Source organism: Moorena sp. SIO3I6, from assembly GCF_010672095.1.
Genome location: NZ_JAAHHU010000059.1, coordinates 23,105 through 38,911, shown reverse-complemented (window position 1 = coordinate 38,911; position 15,807 = coordinate 23,105). Strand labels below are relative to the sequence as shown.

General features: G+C 42.5%; 18 protein-coding genes. 9 read left to right on the top strand and 9 right to left on the bottom strand.

Annotated features, from left to right (window positions below):
- The first annotated feature begins 268 nt into the window (after positions 1 to 268).
- The 4 genes from F6K49_RS18210 (at position 269) to F6K49_RS18195 (ending at position 2,144) form a co-directional block, all read left to right on the top strand.
- On the top strand, positions 269 to 751 hold the full coding sequence (locus F6K49_RS18210; protein ID WP_293098836.1) for a hypothetical protein: 483 nt from the start codon (positions 269 to 271) through the stop codon (positions 749 to 751).
- A complete protein-coding gene (locus tag F6K49_RS18205; protein ID WP_293098833.1) occupies positions 741 to 1,154 on the top strand; it encodes a hypothetical protein in 414 nt (137 codons plus the stop codon). The genes F6K49_RS18210 and F6K49_RS18205 overlap by 11 nt, the downstream gene beginning before the upstream one ends.
- Positions 1,141 to 1,608, top strand: coding sequence for a hypothetical protein (locus F6K49_RS18200; RefSeq protein ID WP_293098830.1), 468 nt, complete (start codon positions 1,141 to 1,143; stop codon positions 1,606 to 1,608). The genes F6K49_RS18205 and F6K49_RS18200 overlap by 14 nt, the downstream gene beginning before the upstream one ends.
- A gap of 98 nt (positions 1,609 to 1,706) precedes the next feature.
- Complete coding sequence (locus tag F6K49_RS18195) at positions 1,707 to 2,144, top strand: hypothetical protein (protein ID WP_293071286.1); 438 nt, start codon at positions 1,707 to 1,709, stop codon at positions 2,142 to 2,144.
- A gap of 1,124 nt (positions 2,145 to 3,268) precedes the next feature.
- Here the strand turns inward: F6K49_RS18195 and F6K49_RS18190 are convergent.
- Positions 3,269 to 3,940, bottom strand: a complete 672-nt coding sequence (locus F6K49_RS18190) for a site-specific integrase (protein WP_293098826.1) — start codon at positions 3,938 to 3,940, stop codon at positions 3,269 to 3,271.
- 161 nt (positions 3,941 to 4,101) lie between these two features.
- On the bottom strand, positions 4,102 to 4,422 hold the full coding sequence (locus tag F6K49_RS18185; protein WP_293098823.1) for a hypothetical protein: 321 nt from the start codon (positions 4,420 to 4,422) through the stop codon (positions 4,102 to 4,104).
- Positions 4,423 to 4,821: 399 nt separating this feature from the next.
- Here F6K49_RS18185 and F6K49_RS18180 point away from each other — a divergent pair, with 399 nt between their 5' ends.
- A complete protein-coding gene (locus F6K49_RS18180) occupies positions 4,822 to 5,046 on the top strand; it encodes a hypothetical protein (protein WP_293098820.1) in 225 nt (74 codons plus the stop codon).
- Between the two features lie 3 nt (positions 5,047 to 5,049).
- Here F6K49_RS18180 and F6K49_RS18175 read toward each other — a convergent pair whose 3' ends face one another.
- Complete coding sequence (locus F6K49_RS18175; RefSeq protein WP_293098817.1) at positions 5,050 to 5,175, bottom strand: hypothetical protein; 126 nt, start codon at positions 5,173 to 5,175, stop codon at positions 5,050 to 5,052.
- Positions 5,176 to 5,359: 184 nt separating this feature from the next.
- Between F6K49_RS18175 and F6K49_RS18170 the strand changes: the two genes are divergently transcribed.
- Positions 5,360 to 6,616, top strand: coding sequence for a pentapeptide repeat-containing protein (locus F6K49_RS18170; RefSeq protein ID WP_293098814.1), 1,257 nt, complete (start codon positions 5,360 to 5,362; stop codon positions 6,614 to 6,616).
- Positions 6,617 to 6,626: 10 nt separating this feature from the next.
- Here the strand turns inward: F6K49_RS18170 and F6K49_RS18165 are convergent, their stop codons facing one another.
- Positions 6,627 to 7,229: a hypothetical protein gene (locus F6K49_RS18165; RefSeq protein WP_293098811.1), complete on the bottom strand. Its 603-nt coding sequence runs from the start codon at positions 7,227 to 7,229 to the stop codon at positions 6,627 to 6,629.
- Between the two features lie 17 nt (positions 7,230 to 7,246).
- Positions 7,247 to 7,375 carry a hypothetical protein gene (locus F6K49_RS18160; protein ID WP_293098807.1) on the bottom strand — a complete coding sequence of 43 codons (129 nt, stop codon included), beginning with the start codon at positions 7,373 to 7,375 and terminating at the stop codon, positions 7,247 to 7,249.
- A 505-nt stretch (positions 7,376 to 7,880) separates the two neighbouring features.
- On the opposite strand from F6K49_RS18160, the gene F6K49_RS18155 reads away from it, so the two are divergent.
- The gene (locus tag F6K49_RS18155) at positions 7,881 to 8,057 is read left to right on the top strand and encodes a hypothetical protein (RefSeq protein WP_293098804.1); all 177 of its coding nucleotides are present in this window, start codon (positions 7,881 to 7,883) and stop codon (positions 8,055 to 8,057) included.
- Here the strand turns inward: F6K49_RS18155 and F6K49_RS18150 are convergent.
- Together F6K49_RS18150 and F6K49_RS18145 are read right to left on the bottom strand one after the other, a co-directional pair.
- Entirely contained in the window at positions 8,051 to 8,983 is a 933-nt protein-coding gene (locus F6K49_RS18150; RefSeq protein ID WP_293098801.1) for a M15 family metallopeptidase, read from the bottom strand. The two genes, F6K49_RS18155 and F6K49_RS18150, sit on opposite strands and share 7 nt — an antisense overlap.
- A 110-nt stretch (positions 8,984 to 9,093) precedes the next feature.
- Positions 9,094 to 9,966: an SH3 domain-containing protein gene (locus F6K49_RS18145; protein WP_293098798.1), complete on the bottom strand. Its 873-nt coding sequence runs from the start codon at positions 9,964 to 9,966 to the stop codon at positions 9,094 to 9,096.
- An 863-nt stretch (positions 9,967 to 10,829) separates the two neighbouring features.
- Here F6K49_RS18145 and F6K49_RS18140 point away from each other — a divergent pair.
- Together F6K49_RS18140 and F6K49_RS18135 are read left to right on the top strand one after the other, a co-directional pair.
- Positions 10,830 to 11,396, top strand: a complete 567-nt coding sequence (locus F6K49_RS18140) for a hypothetical protein (RefSeq protein ID WP_293098795.1) — start codon at positions 10,830 to 10,832, stop codon at positions 11,394 to 11,396.
- A gap of 56 nt (positions 11,397 to 11,452) precedes the next feature.
- Positions 11,453 to 11,914, top strand: a complete 462-nt coding sequence (locus tag F6K49_RS18135; RefSeq protein WP_293098792.1) for a hypothetical protein — start codon at positions 11,453 to 11,455, stop codon at positions 11,912 to 11,914.
- 645 nt (positions 11,915 to 12,559) lie between these two features.
- On the opposite strand, the gene F6K49_RS18130 is transcribed toward F6K49_RS18135, so the two are convergent.
- Both F6K49_RS18130 and F6K49_RS18125 read right to left on the bottom strand, forming a co-directional pair.
- The gene (locus F6K49_RS18130) at positions 12,560 to 13,621 is read right to left on the bottom strand and encodes a hypothetical protein (protein WP_158517211.1); all 1,062 of its coding nucleotides are present in this window, start codon (positions 13,619 to 13,621) and stop codon (positions 12,560 to 12,562) included.
- 601 nt (positions 13,622 to 14,222) lie between these two features.
- Positions 14,223 to 15,410 carry a pentapeptide repeat-containing protein gene (locus tag F6K49_RS18125; protein ID WP_293098787.1) on the bottom strand — a complete coding sequence of 396 codons (1,188 nt, stop codon included), beginning with the start codon at positions 15,408 to 15,410 and terminating at the stop codon, positions 14,223 to 14,225.
- Between the last annotated feature and the right edge of the window lie 397 nt (positions 15,411 to 15,807).

The following is a 15,807-nucleotide window of genomic DNA, read 5'->3' as shown; positions in this document are numbered from 1 at the left end:
TTCTTCATGGCAAAAAGAAAACCAAGCAGAAGGCTTGAAGTAAGGCTTGAGCCGGATGATGGGTAACTGTCAAGTCCGGTTCTTAGGGGAGGGGAGTAGAGTAATCTACAAACCTTACCCGACTTCATGCACGGTTCTGGAGCGGAGGTGCCCCGGATAATACCGGGCATCGACCGTAACAGACCTCAAGGCTTGTCCACAATACTCCATTAGCGAGGATGGCCGGAGGGTACTATTTCAGTGCCGGTATCTCACAGAACATGGAGGGGTGGAGTACTTTCCGGCTAAGTACGCTGCACCACTGGAAGAAAAAGAAGACCAGCAGGTGTCCGAAATGTTCCAGACGTTTGAGATGGGAGAAGGGCAATCTTCCATAGTTTTCGCGATCGCATCAGATGTAACGCACCGTAGTCCCATCTTTCGGAAGGTGGAGAGTGGGCTGAAAGCTTCTGAATCGTTCTTTTTCGACCAAGGGCAAGTCGGACTTACCCGGTGGTTGCGTCAACGTTTCGGTCCCTGCGACCATGTAGCGGTGGTGGGGTTGGAGACCCTCTCGCATGAAACGATAGTGTCCGAATTAAGGCAGCTGAACCTTTCTCGTGAGGCAATTGTTTCCCGTGGCACGACCCTACTGTTCTGGCTTTGTTCAAATGAATCCCTGGAGTACTTCCGAAAGTATGCCGGTGACCTTTGGGATATTCGCAGCATGATTGTTGATTTCGATTTACAGGAGGGAGTCGATGCGGCATGAATTTGACTTGACCAAGTGGTCTAACTCTGATCTATTTGATTACCGGGGGGCAGAGGCTAGAAGCGAAAAACTCAAAAGAGCTTTTGATTCGATCAGAAAGTATAACGAAAACATTTCTTACAACCCAAAAAGGACTTTAGCCATTAACCTTTCCGTTTTGTGGAAACTAACTGGAATCTCTCGAAAGTACATCAAACAGTGGGTTACAGACAACTGCCAATCTATTTTCCTTGAAAACAAAAGAGCTTGTCCAGGCATTAAAGTGCCAGAGGATCAGGAGTGCAGCTACCAAACCCACCAAGTACCTTACAGCCGCTGCAATCATCAAAGATTCTCTAGGGACGAAGTAGCTGGACTGTTAGTTAAAATAAACCTTGATTTCTTGTTTTATGAAGACAACTAAGACTGCCAAAATCACTGAAAGATTCATTTCTGACCATCACAATTTTGCTCCCTTAAAAATCGACACCACTACTGAGTATTGCCTGGAAGATGGGGAGACTTGGCACGATGTTGCTGTTAGATTGATAGATAAGCCAAATCCCCTTATCTGTGACTACCGAAGAGCGATAGCATTGTTAGATATCAATTACAGGGAAACGATGGAACCTACTACCGCTCTGTTGTTGGGGAAGTGCTATGCTGTATTGGGCGACAAGGAGAAAGCTAAAAGCTGGCTCAACAATGCGAGTGATGAAGGGTTTAGTTCCGAAAAAGAAGCAAAGGCTCTTTTTCAAATAGTACAAAATTCTCCTCATAGTGTTTTAACATATATTGGGCACAACTTTTCGACTAGGGGAGGAAGCAATGAGAGGTTGTTGAAAAATATTCAATATATTGAACAGCAGCTTGAATAATTAAAGTGAAAAAGCTAAAAGTATAATTTTGGTATCTTGCACTTTACTTAAGTATAGAGACCGTTACCCTAGAGAGGTAGCGGTTTTTTTTTATTTTTATGGTTAAAAGGAAGAAAAAACGGAAAGCCGACAAGGAACAAAGGCGATTACAGCGGAAGTTTGAACGGAGGCAGGTAAAGATTGACAAGGCAATCAAACGAGTTACTCTTCAATACCTGAATGCCAATACCCCTTTCCCTATCCTCCTAGAAGACGCTTACCTCGCCTTGGGTTATAAAAGTGAAGGCAAGGCTCTCAAGGGTTTGTATTCACTTGAGTTTACTGAGGGACAGGACTACTTGACAAAGCAGGGGAAGCAAAGGATTCTTGTAAGATTGACTCGTGAATGTTTAATTAAATGGGCAGAAGAAACGAACAGCAATGACTTGCTATTTTCCATTTTTCCTGAAGATGAGGAAGAATTCCCTCCGGAAGACGGATGGGGTGCCTTTTGGGATTACTGGAACAATTTTGATTACACTTTCCGAGGCGTTTAATCCGGTCTTTAACGCCCGATAAAGCAACAAAAAGACACAGTCGGAATTGTCCACTGTGTCTTTTTGTTGTCCATTTTTGAGCAAGAAGTAACTAACCGCAACTAATCGACCCCTTGTGTTCAAAATCCCTATCAAAACTTCAGCCAGCTCCCTGATAACTGCGGTTAGTTGCGGTAAATTGGGACAAAAAGCGATCGCGACAAATACGAAATCCTCGCGGGAACGGGTCCGAAAAACTCTCCAACAAAAGCCTGAAAACCTTTGCTGGAGAGTTTCTCACGACTCCGAAATGGAGCATCCGAACCAATAGGTAGAGTATGTTACTTCTTATAACATTAATTGAAGGTTTTTATTTTTTGCTTAGTATTAGGAGTTAATCGCATACCCAGCAAGGCTTACACGATTATAAATTGACCCTCGTATTAGGGTGCTTGACAATGACTTTGATTTTTGCTCCAAAATGAGTAAAAATGTTTTTGTGAATATGAAGACTGTTTTTCATTGACCTTGCGTGGTTCTCGACGCATCTTCTAATGAGTCCTACTGTGGAAGACAAAGACCAAGTCAGCTTGGGTGATAAAAGTTTATCACCTACCCTCGGTATTAAGTTGACTTACGGGGAGAATCCACACTGTTCTTTTTTGTCCCCTTTTATCGAAACCTCCTGCAAAGATAACAAAAAGACGCAGCCAAAATCCCCAGTTACGCCCCTTTAATTAAAGGGTGGGGACAAAAGCTGTCAAGAAAATAGCCAAACTCCAGGCCAATGGCGGACTACAAAGGGGATACGTTCTGCAACAAGAAAATGGCTGAAACCCAGGCTGGTAAGGCTTTAAAAGGGGGTACATTTTATTCCGATTTTGTCGCGATCGCTTTCTAATATTGCCGAAATTCATAGGACATATCAACAATACACTTTCCGGAAAACGTTGATGATTAGGGAAAGATAGTTGTCACTTAAAACACTTTTCAGCTCTGGCTTATAGGCTCAGGTAATTCACTATAAATTGCTTTATTGCCTTCCGGAAAGCAATAATCTAGTCTTCACAGACTACCGAATCGAGTAGCCCCAGGGGAAACACATTTACCGATGGAGGCTTACGCCATCTGGACTTTCGAGTCGCTTATGGTTCAGAAGTATTAGTTACATCGGGCAATGTCGGTTTAACGGTGTAATCCGGCACAGGTTCAGTCGGCTCGGCGGATTCAACCGGACTAAGCATTGACAAGGCACTGATAGCCCCCCTTACTTGCTCGGGTCGCACCTCCAAGTACTTGTACAACTCATCCAATGTCCGATGCCCGGATATTTCCTGGATTACCCGCAGGGGGATTCCTGCGTTACTTAACTGGGTGAGTGCTGTCCTGCGGAAACTATGAGTACTGACCCCTTCTATATCCACACGCTTGCAAGCCTCCCGAAGGATCCAGCTGGCGGCATCTGAGGTGATGTGCCCTTTCCCATGCCTTCCGGGGAATAGATAGTTTCCCCATTTTGGAGGGTGGTAGTCCGTTAAGTGTTTCCGCAGATCTTCTAGTACCGGGATGGTTCGGGTGGCAAGCTTGCCTTTGGTGTTCCCTTTCCTGAATAGGACAACGGGACGCACGAAACCTTTGCGATCATAAACATCTCTTATTCTTAATGTCACCGCTTCATTGACCCGACAGGCAGTGTACAGCATCACGGCAAACAGCGCCCGGTCTCGTGGCGGGTTAAGGGTTGCCCCTTCGTTAAACAGGAGCTGGATTTCCTCTGCTGTTAATATCTTTGCCTGGCCATGGCGGTCGATTTTCATACCCCACGCCTCAATACACCCATTTCGTACCATTGAACAGCTTGGGTGTACCCGAGTCAATACAATGTGGGTGTGATCGCGTAGCGTGGCCTATGGCCAATCGCTTCTAGCAGTTCCTTTAGAGTATCGCAACGGTAGAAGTCGGTTTCAGCTACAACAACCTATCCCAGGACATCTGTACGAAACTTAACATAGAACAGAGCTTGTAACGTAGACATGGATTGTTCCATGCATTTTTGGTTGTCGGGTTGATTGACTAAGGTTGTCAGGTCACCAAGGTGAACCAAAGTGGTGAACCAAAGTGGTGAACCAAAGTGGTGAACCAAAGTGGTGAACCGAAGTGGTGAACCGAAGTGGTGAACCAAAGTGGTGAACCAAAATGGTGAACCAAAGTGGTGAACCAAAGTGGTGAACCAAAGTGGTGAACCGAAGTGGTGAACCGAAGTGGTGAACCAAAGTGGTGAACCAAAATGGTGAACCAAAGTGGTGAACCGAAGTGGTGAACCAAAGTGGTGAACCAAAATGCTAATGGTTCACTATTAATGAGACAAAGGTGCGTCAAAAGTGCAATTCACTTGTGCGATAATGAAAGAGAACAAGCCAGAATAATCCAAAACTTTTTGGAAGTTCCCAACCGGAGCGGAATGCCAGACCCCTCTAAAGGTAAGGAATTAAGGATAATTCTGGCTTGTTTTAGAAATTAACATTGAACATCTGCGCTGACCTCTTGTTTCGCTTCGTTTCGCTGAGAGGTTGGCTCATTCTTATATTGTCGCGCTTCAAATTTCGTTCTTTATAGCTAAAAGCAGCTAAGATAGTGACTAACTAGAGGGTCTGGCAACCATCCAGTTGTAAACGTTAGTACAAGGAACTTCTAAAATATGAATGGATCAAAAGATCGATGGGTGATGGTTATGACCGCCACCCTAATTATCATTAGCTCCCTCAACTTAAAGGTAGAAGTCGAATTAGGCTCCGAAAAACGACCAACTACCCCTCCGGAAGCGGGTGGTGGACTTTCTGTCAAGGTAATAGCTGAGCTAGGCTCAGAGAAGCCAACGAGTCTGCCATCAGAAGTAGTTGATCTACTAATCCCTTCCGACTAATTATTAACCAGTATTCTTCAGAGTAGTGTCTACTAAAGCAGTCCTCTTGGCAGCTAGTCTGCCGTAAGGACATATAAATAAGACGGCAGGGAGTATTAGAGAAATTCGCTCTAGTCCCCTGGCTGTCATAGATTTTTGGTGTTGCTGATTTTGAGTATGATTGTGCTCATTTTGGGGGTGACAAAACTCTCAAAATCCCCATTTTTTGGGGACTTTAGGGTAGGGTGCTTTAATAAAACCAGATGATCCCGCCTTCATTCGAAGATTCAGCAACGCCTTTTAATTTAACAATTATGTAAAAAACAAGTAGCAAATGGCAGATACTTTGAGAGCATCTTCAACAGGTTTAAAGTTAGTCAACCAAGCTAGAAGAAAAAAGGGCTGGTCAAAGTCAAGCGAAATTTGGGCAAAAGAGGCGCTTACTACAAAAGCAACCTTAAAGCGGTTTTGGGGGAGAACAGCTATTCTGCAAGACACCTTTAAAGGCATCTGTAAAGCCGTTGGTGTGTCTTGGCGAGAAGTAGTAGAAGAAGCTGAAGTTCCTGAACATGCAGATCGTAAATATACTGCCCTAATTAAGCAGGGAGTACCTGACTGGAACCGTTGGCGAGAAAGCCAACCTTACTTCAGAGTAGATCTTAATGGAGTAGATCTTAGAGGTACTAATCTCAAGGGAGTTGATTTTAGCGATACCAGCCTTAAGGGTGCTGACTTAAGGGAAGCAGACCTTAGTCATGCAATTTTAGTTGAAGCTAACTTAATAAATGCTGACCTCAGTCATGCTAATCTCAGTAACGCTGACTTGAGTAGAACTCAAGCACTGGCTACTAATTTTACTGGGACAAAGCTAACTGGGGCTTGTTTAGAAGATTGGAATTGTAACGGTGCTACAACGCTAAACGATATAGTTTGTGACTATATTTTCCTTAAGGCGAGAAAACAAGAACGTTGCCCCAGTAATGGTAACTTTACTTCAGGGGAGTTTACCAAGCTCTTTCATAAAGCTATCAGTAGTGTTGACCTCATTCTCCGTAATAGTATCGACCAAGTTAATACTTTATATGAAGCTGAAAAAATAAAAATTAAGTACTCTCTAGAGCAGAAGTATACAGTAGCTTTGAAGGCATGTGAAAAAAAATATCAAAGCCAACTGAAAGCAAAAGACGAGCAGATAGAAATCTATCGTGAGCACAATGCGAATATGTGTGAAATTGTAAAACTGGTAGCTAGCAAACCTATCGAATGGAACATCAAGTCAGAACTATTAGAATCTCATACAATGGAATCTCCAACAGTTGTTAATGTTCAAGGCGGTCAGGTTTCCTTTGGGGGTGACATCAATACTGGTGAAGCAAACGTCCAATACTCATCAGTGCAAAAACAAAATTTGGCCGAAGCAGTAGCAGAAATCCAGCAACTTCTAAAGCAGCTGGAAAATACTTATGGAAACAAGGAAACTGCTAAGGTAATCAATACCCTGAAATCAGGAGGAGTGGAAGCATTGGAAGCCATAGACCATCCATTAGTTAACATTTTGATGGCTGCGATTGAAGGATGGGCAGAAGCTTAGGGGTAAGCTATCAGCTATTGTCCCCTGTTCCCTGTTCCTGTTCGACACGCCAAGCAGTTTCCCTCCCAATCTTCCCCGATTTAACAAACAACCAGGAGCCCCTCCTATAAGTATCCTCACCCTTCCTGGTGTGAGGTTTTACTTTTATCAATTCTCTGACCTCCGATGTGGTTAATAACCACTGTTCTTGGGCAGCAATCTTCAACTGGTGCATGTATTCTATGGGACTTAAGGGCTGCATTCTGTTGATATTAGCCCTTTCAATACCGGAAGCAATGGCATCAATCAACACCTCCAATGCTTCCCGTTCTGCCTCCCAAAAATTCGTCCGGTGAACGTTCAGTGAACTGTTCGGTGAACTGTTTAGGGAGATAGCTCCCTGACTGTTTCCGGTGGTTGATAATGATTCAAAGTCCTCAAACGTTCCACCCCCTTCTAGATGGTTGTGCAAGCGATCTAATTCTTCAAGTTGTTCCCCGGATACGAAAGAGCTTCTCCCCTCTTTGTTTGCCTTAATATTTATATGCTTAAGTCGCTCATAAAGGGCGGTGCGACCTATGTCATATCGGCTTTGCAAATCTTTGAGGGGAAACTTGTCTATTTCTTGATTCATAGCCATCTGCTGGATGTTCAGTAAATGTTCACCGGATGTCCACTGAACATTTTAGATCCATACGGTGGGAGTAGGGAGTAGGGAGTAGGGAGTAGGGAATTGGCCTCATTGGGGGTAGTGGTGCTGTCTTTTTCTAGGCTCCCCACCGCCAAACCCTTGTACATCAAGAATTAAAAGTCGAAGCTTTCCCCCAAACTCCCCACTGGTGAAAATGGCGGCCAGCTGGCAATAGATAATGTCGTACCGTTTTTAGCCCTTGATGCATCTGGGTTACTGATTCTGTACGCAAACCGAGTCGTACTCCTTTCAAGCATGAAGGTTGGCCGGATTCTGGTACTGAAGTACCGATAATCCCCCAACAAGGCACTTCACCATCACTTGATCATAAAGACCCTTGAGCGAACCCTATACTCAGTCTTGAAGACACTTCCAATGACTGTCGAGAAGAATGCCCGGAATAGGGTTGGATTAGGGCATCGCTGATGGGGTGAAATGGGCTTACTGAGTCCCACAAGTCATAGGACATTAATATGTTAGTCAAGCACCAGTCTGATTCTTAGTCAGAGTTATCAGTTTTTATCAAGACCCCACAAGGTCAGGTTTTAAGTTCTGCTAAAGCTTGCGCTACTAAAGTATTGCAGGGGTTCTGGAATGTGGTTAGTGTTAACGGATCCTCTGTTCCACATCTTCGCTTTGTGGGCGAATACGATCAATGCAGCGGTGGGAAACATCAATATCCCTGGGATAGTAGGCTTGTCTGCGATCGCAGCCCTAAGGGAACAGTATGGTGTGGGGAGTTTGGAGGTGAAGATTATTAGCCGTCAGTAGGTCAGTCTTGCTGGGGAAAAGACAGCAGTAGCTTCCGGTGAACCTACATACCTCCAATGCCAGGGTTCATAACTAACCCCTTGAGAATTGCCTTGGGGAAAGGATAACTCAAACCCATACCTGTAAGCGTTTTCGGCTAGCCAACGGTAAGCTTTAGTGCTCTCAAACTCCGGCTTTAAAAAGGTGTCAATGTCTTCCCCCTCTCCTATGTCAACAGCATAGCCCGTATGGTGTTCGCTGTGACCTGGGGGCGCACTCAACCGGGCAGCAGCTTCCCTACTCCCGCGCTTACTAATCTGCCTTGAGAACAGTCGCTCTTGCTGTGGAACAGAGCGAAACCCAGAAATGATTGTCAAGTCTACCCCACTAGCTTTTGCATCTGCCTGCATTTGGAAAAAAGCATTTGCTGCCGTCCGGTCTAAAAACTCTTCCCGCCCATAAAAATCGGCGACCTTGACTAAGTTTTGTCGCTGGTTTTCTGCATAGGGAAAGTGCCCTAAATGGGTTTCTACTTGCGGTGGTGTGTGCAAAAGCTCGGGCGGTTGCCCATACACTCCCCCAGGGTTAGGCTGCCCCTGAGGAGGCGCTGCTGGGAGCGGAGGTAGCTTTTGTTCAAAACTAAGCTGTTTCTGGGGGGGCAATGCCGGAACTGAGGTTAGCTCTTGTTCAGAATTAAGCGGCTTCTGAGAAGGCGCTGTTGGAGTTAAAGCTAGCTCCCCTTCAAAACTAAGCTGTTTCTGAGAGTGCAGTGCCGGAACGGAGGCTGGCTCTTCCCCAGGACTAACAACTGCTTTCTGGGAGACAGATCCTAGGCTTTCTTCAGTGTTTGAAGGAGAACGGTCAACTGAAATTTCTTGTTTTTGTTGGGTAGATTTTGTGGAAAATTCGGGAGGCTTTCCTGCGCTTTTAAAGCACCCTGGCAGCACAATTAGCGAAGCTACTAAAGAGCTTAAAAACCAAAATGCGAGCCGTTTCCGTAAACGAAGTAAAGGTTTTTTCATGTGTAAAAAATTCCTAGTTGAAGCTGTTGTCAAAATTAATCTCGCTCAACAAACTGTCCTGCTATCCATCCCCGAGTTCCAGAGGACGGGTCATAGATTTTGTACCACCGGTAATTTGTCCGATCTCGCCCTTCCTCTAAAACCTTTACCCTACTTCCTATACGGATCGTTCCCACAATGTTGTCAACATCTGTGTTGCGGCTAGAGCGAATGTTTTTAAGTGGCTCTGTGGGATCTGTGGTTATAATAGTCGCATTTGCTTCGCCCTGAGACCTATAATTTGGTGCAGAACTACCGCTTAGTTCGTCATCTATGATCCAGCTATTAGTACCTTCGTTAAACACGAGGGAAAATAGGTTGCGGTCTTCGCTTATTCCGTCTTTTAGGTGGTAGGTTAAGCTAATTTCTACAACAGCCTGGTTTTCCCCCTGGCTTACCTGTTTCATCTGACCTATGACAATCCGGTCTACTTTATTCCACCAAATCTTGTATTCATAAAAGCTGTTTTTAGAGTGTTTCCTTTTGAACCCAGGAGACAGAAGCCCCCAAGTTTTGCTGTACTCCCGGCTGTTGAGCATTGAGTAGTAATCCCTGACAGCCTGTGATGAGCTCGGTTTAGCAACTGCCAGTTGTGGATCTTCGCCAAAGCTTGAACTGACAGTGAATCCAGAACTGCCTTGAGATTCATCGCTTGCTTCAGGACTACCATCAGTCTCACCACCAAATGGAAACGTGAATTCGTCAAATTCGTTGTCCGGTTCAGAATCACCCTGAGAGCCGTCGCTTGCTCCAGAATTACTGCTAGGGTTCAGTGCAACTGTGCTACGGCTCTCACTCCGCCCAGAACCATTATTAATGTTCTCTGATTCCAGAGAATCCCTAGCTCCTTGCACCCTATTTGTTGGCAAAGGAGGGGACTGAGATTTGGAAGAGGACGAACCATTAAAAGGACTATTCTCTGCAAAAAAAAAGGAATAAAACAAAAAAAAACCTACTCCGATAAGAGTAAGTAACAAGAAAAAAAAGGCTGATTGGAGAAGAGTAAGTAACAGCTTAGGTCTTAAATCCATTTTTCTTATTTATCTGTATTATTTTTAGACACAAAATATCTAACTGTTGGTCTGTTAACAAGAACCCCACAGATACACCATATTTGCTCTGAGAAAAGATAAGTTTTGACTGCTTTAATTAGTGCTTTTCTGCGTATAGTGGGCATGAAGCACTCTCAAAACTCAACCAAGCACCCAGTATTTAATACAGCTTCGCGCTGTCTGGTCAGGACGGATTTAGCAGAAAGTTCCAAATCTTATACAAGCCAAAAAACGAAGAATTAATCCTCTATGTTTAACCATAATTTGACCTTAAAATTACTCTGTGAAAAGTAATATTGCTGGGGGTTTCAAAGACTATTTATTTAATTTCCTGATCTCAGGCACTTGTCACTGTAGACATAGGTGGATTGAAAAACTGAGCCGATGTTAAGGCAAACCCCTCTCAATAGGAATCATTTTTAAAAAAAAATAAAGTTTTATTAATGGATTCAACATTTTTGCTCCTAACAGCACTATTGCTCCTAACAGCACTATTGCTCCTATTTTTTCTGTCCTACTTAGCGTACATCATTGACATATTGATAGAAAAAAAAGGAAGCGACAATTTTAGAGGCAATAGCTTGTTTTATAGGTATGGACACAAAATCAACGAAACGAAATTTTCCATACCCATTGATAATAATTGGTCAGAGGAGGACACCCAGAACTTTGTAATCAAGATGAACAAAGAAATCGCTGACAAGACACATCAGAAATTAAGCCAATCTACCGTGAACCTAGTGCTTGCTTATGACAGGGAATTAAGATCTGACAGAAAGAATTTCTTGAAGATATTATTTAGAACAGTGAGGGGAAGCCAATTGTCTCACTTTGTTCATTATGCCGTTGCTGGCAAATCAATTGTGGCTCACTACTTTACATATGTACGCGGAACGCACAATTGGTTTGATGTCCTTGCATTTGTCTTTTTTAGTCCAGTGTCTATATGGTTCTGGTTAGTACCTTGGCTGGCAAATGAGTTTAGTATTACTTCATATATTAGTACGAGACTAGAATACATGAATAACTCTTTTGACCGAATAGATTTAATCACGTTCTATGAAAGTTCTTACTATGTTCTTATGGACGAAACGCGACTCATTTTAAAAGCAAATGGGATCCTTACAGAGGAACTAGCGCAAATTATTTTTAACAACATTAATAATAACCACTCTCAAAACGTAAATATCAACAACTCTTCTGGGCTAAACCTTGGCAACATTTCTAATTCTTTCAAGGGTCAATAAGGACAAGATAGGAATTAAAAAATAGTCCGCTTTAAACATTTTTTGAGGTAACTTTTATGGCTGGTACAGATAACTCGCAAAACGTTTCATTTACAGGCTCTTCAAACGTTTCGGTGGGAAATATAGAGCACCAAGTTGTCGGTGGCGACTCTATTGATATGTCAGGGGATTTCCGAGGAGCAAATGTTAACGTTAAGTCTAAATTGACAAACGCCTCTCAAATAATTGGACAATCGCCAAACATTACACCATCAACCAAGGAAAAGCTTCAAGAACTGCTCCAGAGGTTAGACCTAGAGCTACAACAGGCTCCTTCTCAAAAAGCCAGTGAGGCTGATGCAGTTGCCAGCCTTGCGAATGATTTAGTTAGTAAAGCCTCTGAAGATCAGCCTAACCCAACGATGATAAAGATAGTTGGAGAAGGACTCAAACAGGCAGCCAAAAATATAGCGGAAACACTACCCACTGTCTTGGACATTGCTAACAAAATTTCTAGCCTGGTTATGACCCTTGTATAAGCGGTGACTTCACACCTGATCGCCCGCGTAAGGCTACTCGGGATAGGTAATCCCCCTAATTTATTACCCCTCTAAGTCCAGTCATCAGGCTTTTCTTTGCCCCTATGTAAAAAAAAATCAGATGTAAGTAGGCGGGCTTAATTATCCGTAAAATAGCGATTGAGATTTAAAGTCCTGAAAACCCCTTTAATAAAGGCTTTCAGCTTCATTTTAGTATTTTGAATTTTAACGTTTATTTATGCCCACCTACTTATAAGTAGACTTGTTGACTAAATGGACTTGGGTATATCACCGACACATTCCCCAGTTATAGTTCCAGGACTCGACTCTATTTCGTTGACAGAATCCCGACAGCGGAACTACTTCCCGCTACAGTCAGTCTTTAACTTCCTGTTATTTTTGTCAACAAAATCAAAGATAATAAAAAAAATGAATTTTAGGGGGAATTTTAGGTAAAAAGGAAATACCAATAACGCCCATTAAAGGAAGTAACATCACTTAGTGTTTCCGCAGATCTTCTAGTACCGGGATAGTCCGGGTGGCAAGCTTACCTTTTGTGTTCCCAAGATTTGGGAGTGCATAAGGGTGGGAGTGGGTCGCCTTGGGAGTAGAGGCAGAGGAATAGGTAGTTTGCTAAGGTGATCCCTACTTCTGATAGCAAGTGTATATATATTTTCCCCCAGCACCCTTGTTTAGGTCTTTGTTAATCCACTCCCAGCCGGAACCACAAACATTGCCAGCCGAAGATCTACTAGTAAACTTTATCTCTTTGATGGGGCTGTTTCCATCCGTCCGGTAGCAAAAATAGATATAGTCCCCCTTAGCACCCTTGTTTAAGTCTTTGTTAATCCACTTCCAACCGGAACCACAAATGTTACCAGCTGAACCGCTACTGGTCACCCTCAAGTCCGTGATTGGAGTGGTTCCACCACGGTCGTAACACAAGTAAATGTAGTTCCCCCCTGAGCCCTGGTTTAAGTCCTGAGAAATCCAGGTCATGCCGGAAGGGCAGCGATTCCCTGATGATCTCTCGCTCGAAACATACAGGTCGGTAATGAACGCACTGTTATCTGGTTTTGGAGGCTGCTTTGTTGGCTGAATAATATTGATACTAGATATTTCTTTGCCGTCTGCCCTTAAAATTAGTTTGTCACTAACAGGCGATATTTTTTGTCCGATTCCATTGCTGCCCAGATTAACAGTAAGCAGATAATGAGTTGGTTTTGCTAAATATGCACTGACATCTTCTTCTTGGCTACCGCTCCTTAATACTAGCTGTAGTCCCCCTTGATCGAAGTCATATCCAGCAATTTTTAGTTCGGATCGCCTTTGAGGAGGTAAAGACAAATTGATTGAACTGGGATTGACTTGGCATAATTCGGGCTCGCGAGAGCTGGGAATGAGCTGTATCCCTACCTGACTTGCTAGACTGTTTCTCAAGTCGATTAACTCATAACGCGCCCTGACTCTAGCAAAGTCAAAGTTGCAGCGAAATTCGGCTCCTGCACTAGCAATTCCCTCTTGTATTATTCCGTTTATTTCGTTTTTAATCGTTGACTGAGTCTCACTGATTATTTCGTCTCGCGTTTCCTCCAAAACTTTCTGCCAATCAGACGATGCTCTGTCTAGCGTGCCAATTGCCTTGTCTAAGACTTCTATGATTTTGTTTATTTCCCCCTTGTACGGCGCTGCGCACGAAGAGGTCAATACTGTTAAGAACAGCAGTATAAAGCCCAAAAACCTTATTTTCACTCCAACCTCCTAAAATAAGACATACATTTTGGTGGGCAAACTGAAACTACCCAAACACCTTACTTAACCCCGACAACTTCTCCTCAAGCTTCCTCAACCTCACCTCATACTCATCCAAAGTACCCCTCACCGAGTTAGGGTCATGCTCATCTAAATACTGCGTGATCGCCTCCCTGAGTAATTCTGATTCTTTCTTCTCAGTACTCAAAGATAGCTACTTAATTTTCTCCTGCCATTGTACCGGGATTCTTGTCCCCACCATTATCTTTTCCGTCACGGCTGTTAACCTTACTAACCTTGCTAATTTAACTTATCAAAGCTAACTCCGTTAAGTCCGCTTGCTGGCATTTCCACTAATAGAACTACTTCCCACCAGAGTCAAAACTAGTGCGCAATAATATTACGGGAAGTCCCAATAACTCCCGTTTTGGGGATTAAAACTGGTTTGAGAGGTATTGGCAACCCAGTCGTTAGGATAGTTGTGGGGTTAGTGGTAGCTATTGACCTATTGGGTGTTAACTGTAACTTGTTCTATTGTTTTTGTTTTAAACTTGTACTAGGGTATATCTTTGGGTATATCTTTAGGTTCTTTTATTAGTTTCATTTCGGCGGTTTTAGGATTAAAATTTTCAGAAAATATGGTGGGACAAGGATATCTTAGATAAAGTTTTTGGCAAGTAGCTTTCAATGTGCTTTCATCTGTATACATTGCATTTTTTAAATTAGCCTGGAATAGATTAGCTTTCTGTAAATCAGCTTTCCATAAATTAGCTTTCTGTAAATTAGCTCCCCTTAAATCAGCTTTCTGTAAATTAGCTTCCAACAAATTAGCTTTTTGTAACTTAGCCTCGACTAAATTAGCTTTCTGTAAATTAGCTTCCCATAAATTAGCTTTCTGTAAATTAGCTTCCAACAAATTAGCCCCCTGTAAATTAGCTCTTTCTAAATGAGCCTTATGTAAATTAGCCTGGAATAGATTAGCCTTTTGTAAATTAGCTTCACTTACATCAGCTTCTTGTAAATTAGCAAGGAATAGATTAGCCTCTTGTAAATTAGCCTGGAATAATTTAGCCTCTTGTAAATTAGCTCTTCCTAAATCAGCCTCTTGTAAATTAGCATAGAATAACTTAGTCTTCTGTAAATTAGCATCGACTAACTTAGCATTATGTAAATTAGCGCCCCCTAAATCGGCATTAGCAAGTTGAATTCCTATCAAGTAAGCTTTTGGTGCTTCCAAACCACTCAAACTTTGTTCCTCCCAGGTTAACCAAAACCAAGGAGTACGCCTAGGCTTTGAGTTTAAAAACTCTAGAGCTTCTTTTCTACCACCACTGCCTTTTTGGCCATGTGCAGCTGTAATCACCTGCCATGCTTGATAAATTTCACTATTTCGCCGATCTTTTTCCCCAGCGATAAAGATGATCAAGCCTAGAAGAATAGATAAATTACCGACTAGTCCTAATATTTCTATTAATGCCAATCTGTTGAGGTAGTCTAAAACTGGTTCTAAAAACTTTTTTTCTATTTTTATAAGTGGTTGATTACATTTAAATAATACTAACTTTAAGGGACTGTTGGCAATTTTTTCTGCTTGATATCTATCTTCTAGATTAGTTCCTTTTACACCTGTTATTTGACGGTTTTTATAAAGTTTAATAGCTATTTTATTGATATCTAGGTATGATGTTTTTCGTGGACGGGGTATTTTTATTTTGATTTGATTAAGTATCTGTTTTAGCTTCATTATTGCTAATAATGTGCTTGTATAAGTCCTGTTATGATTTGGGAAAGGTAATCCCTAATTTATTATCCCCTCTAAGCTCAGTCATCAGATCTTTTTTTTGCATCAGGTGTGTAAACAGATCTGTCAACTTCATGTACTTGGGCATGTCACCGACACACGACCCAATTCTAATTCCAGGACTCAACCCTGTTCTGTTGACAGGATTCCGACAGCGGAACTACTTCTCATCACAGTCAGTCTTTAACTTCCCGTTATTTTTGCCAACAAAATCAAAAGTAATAGAAAGTTAATTTTAAAGGGAATTAGAGGGAAAAATGAAATACTGCTAAGTCCGATTACAGGAACTTAGAAGACTTTTTGTTATCTTTTCCTAAATTATCAGAAAATAACAAAAAAA

Bases quoted from the DNA above. Each gene is read 5' to 3' on its own strand.
- F6K49_RS18170 (WP_293098814.1), top strand. From the start codon at position 5,360: ATGGCAGATACTTTGAGAGCATCTTCAACAGGTTTAAAGTTAGTCAAC.
- F6K49_RS18135 (WP_293098792.1), top strand. From the start codon at position 11,453: ATGGCTGGTACAGATAACTCGCAAAACGTTTCATTTACAGGCTCTTCA.
- F6K49_RS18195 (WP_293071286.1), top strand. From the start codon at position 1,707: ATGGTTAAAAGGAAGAAAAAACGGAAAGCCGACAAGGAACAAAGGCGA.
- F6K49_RS18190 (WP_293098826.1), bottom strand. From the start codon at position 3,940: ATGAAAATCGACCGCCATGGCCAGGCAAAGATATTAACAGCAGAGGAA.
- F6K49_RS18200 (WP_293098830.1), top strand. From the start codon at position 1,141: ATGAAGACAACTAAGACTGCCAAAATCACTGAAAGATTCATTTCTGAC.
- F6K49_RS18140 (WP_293098795.1), top strand. From the start codon at position 10,830: ATGAACAAAGAAATCGCTGACAAGACACATCAGAAATTAAGCCAATCT.
- F6K49_RS18155 (WP_293098804.1), top strand. From the start codon at position 7,881: ATGTGGTTAGTGTTAACGGATCCTCTGTTCCACATCTTCGCTTTGTGG.
- F6K49_RS18180 (WP_293098820.1), top strand. From the start codon at position 4,822: ATGAATGGATCAAAAGATCGATGGGTGATGGTTATGACCGCCACCCTA.
- F6K49_RS18205 (WP_293098833.1), top strand. From the start codon at position 741: ATGCGGCATGAATTTGACTTGACCAAGTGGTCTAACTCTGATCTATTT.
- F6K49_RS18165 (WP_293098811.1), bottom strand. From the start codon at position 7,229: ATGAATCAAGAAATAGACAAGTTTCCCCTCAAAGATTTGCAAAGCCGA.
- F6K49_RS18125 (WP_293098787.1), bottom strand. From the start codon at position 15,410: ATGAAGCTAAAACAGATACTTAATCAAATCAAAATAAAAATACCCCGT.
- F6K49_RS18175 (WP_293098817.1), bottom strand. From the start codon at position 5,175: ATGACAGCCAGGGGACTAGAGCGAATTTCTCTAATACTCCCTGCCGTC.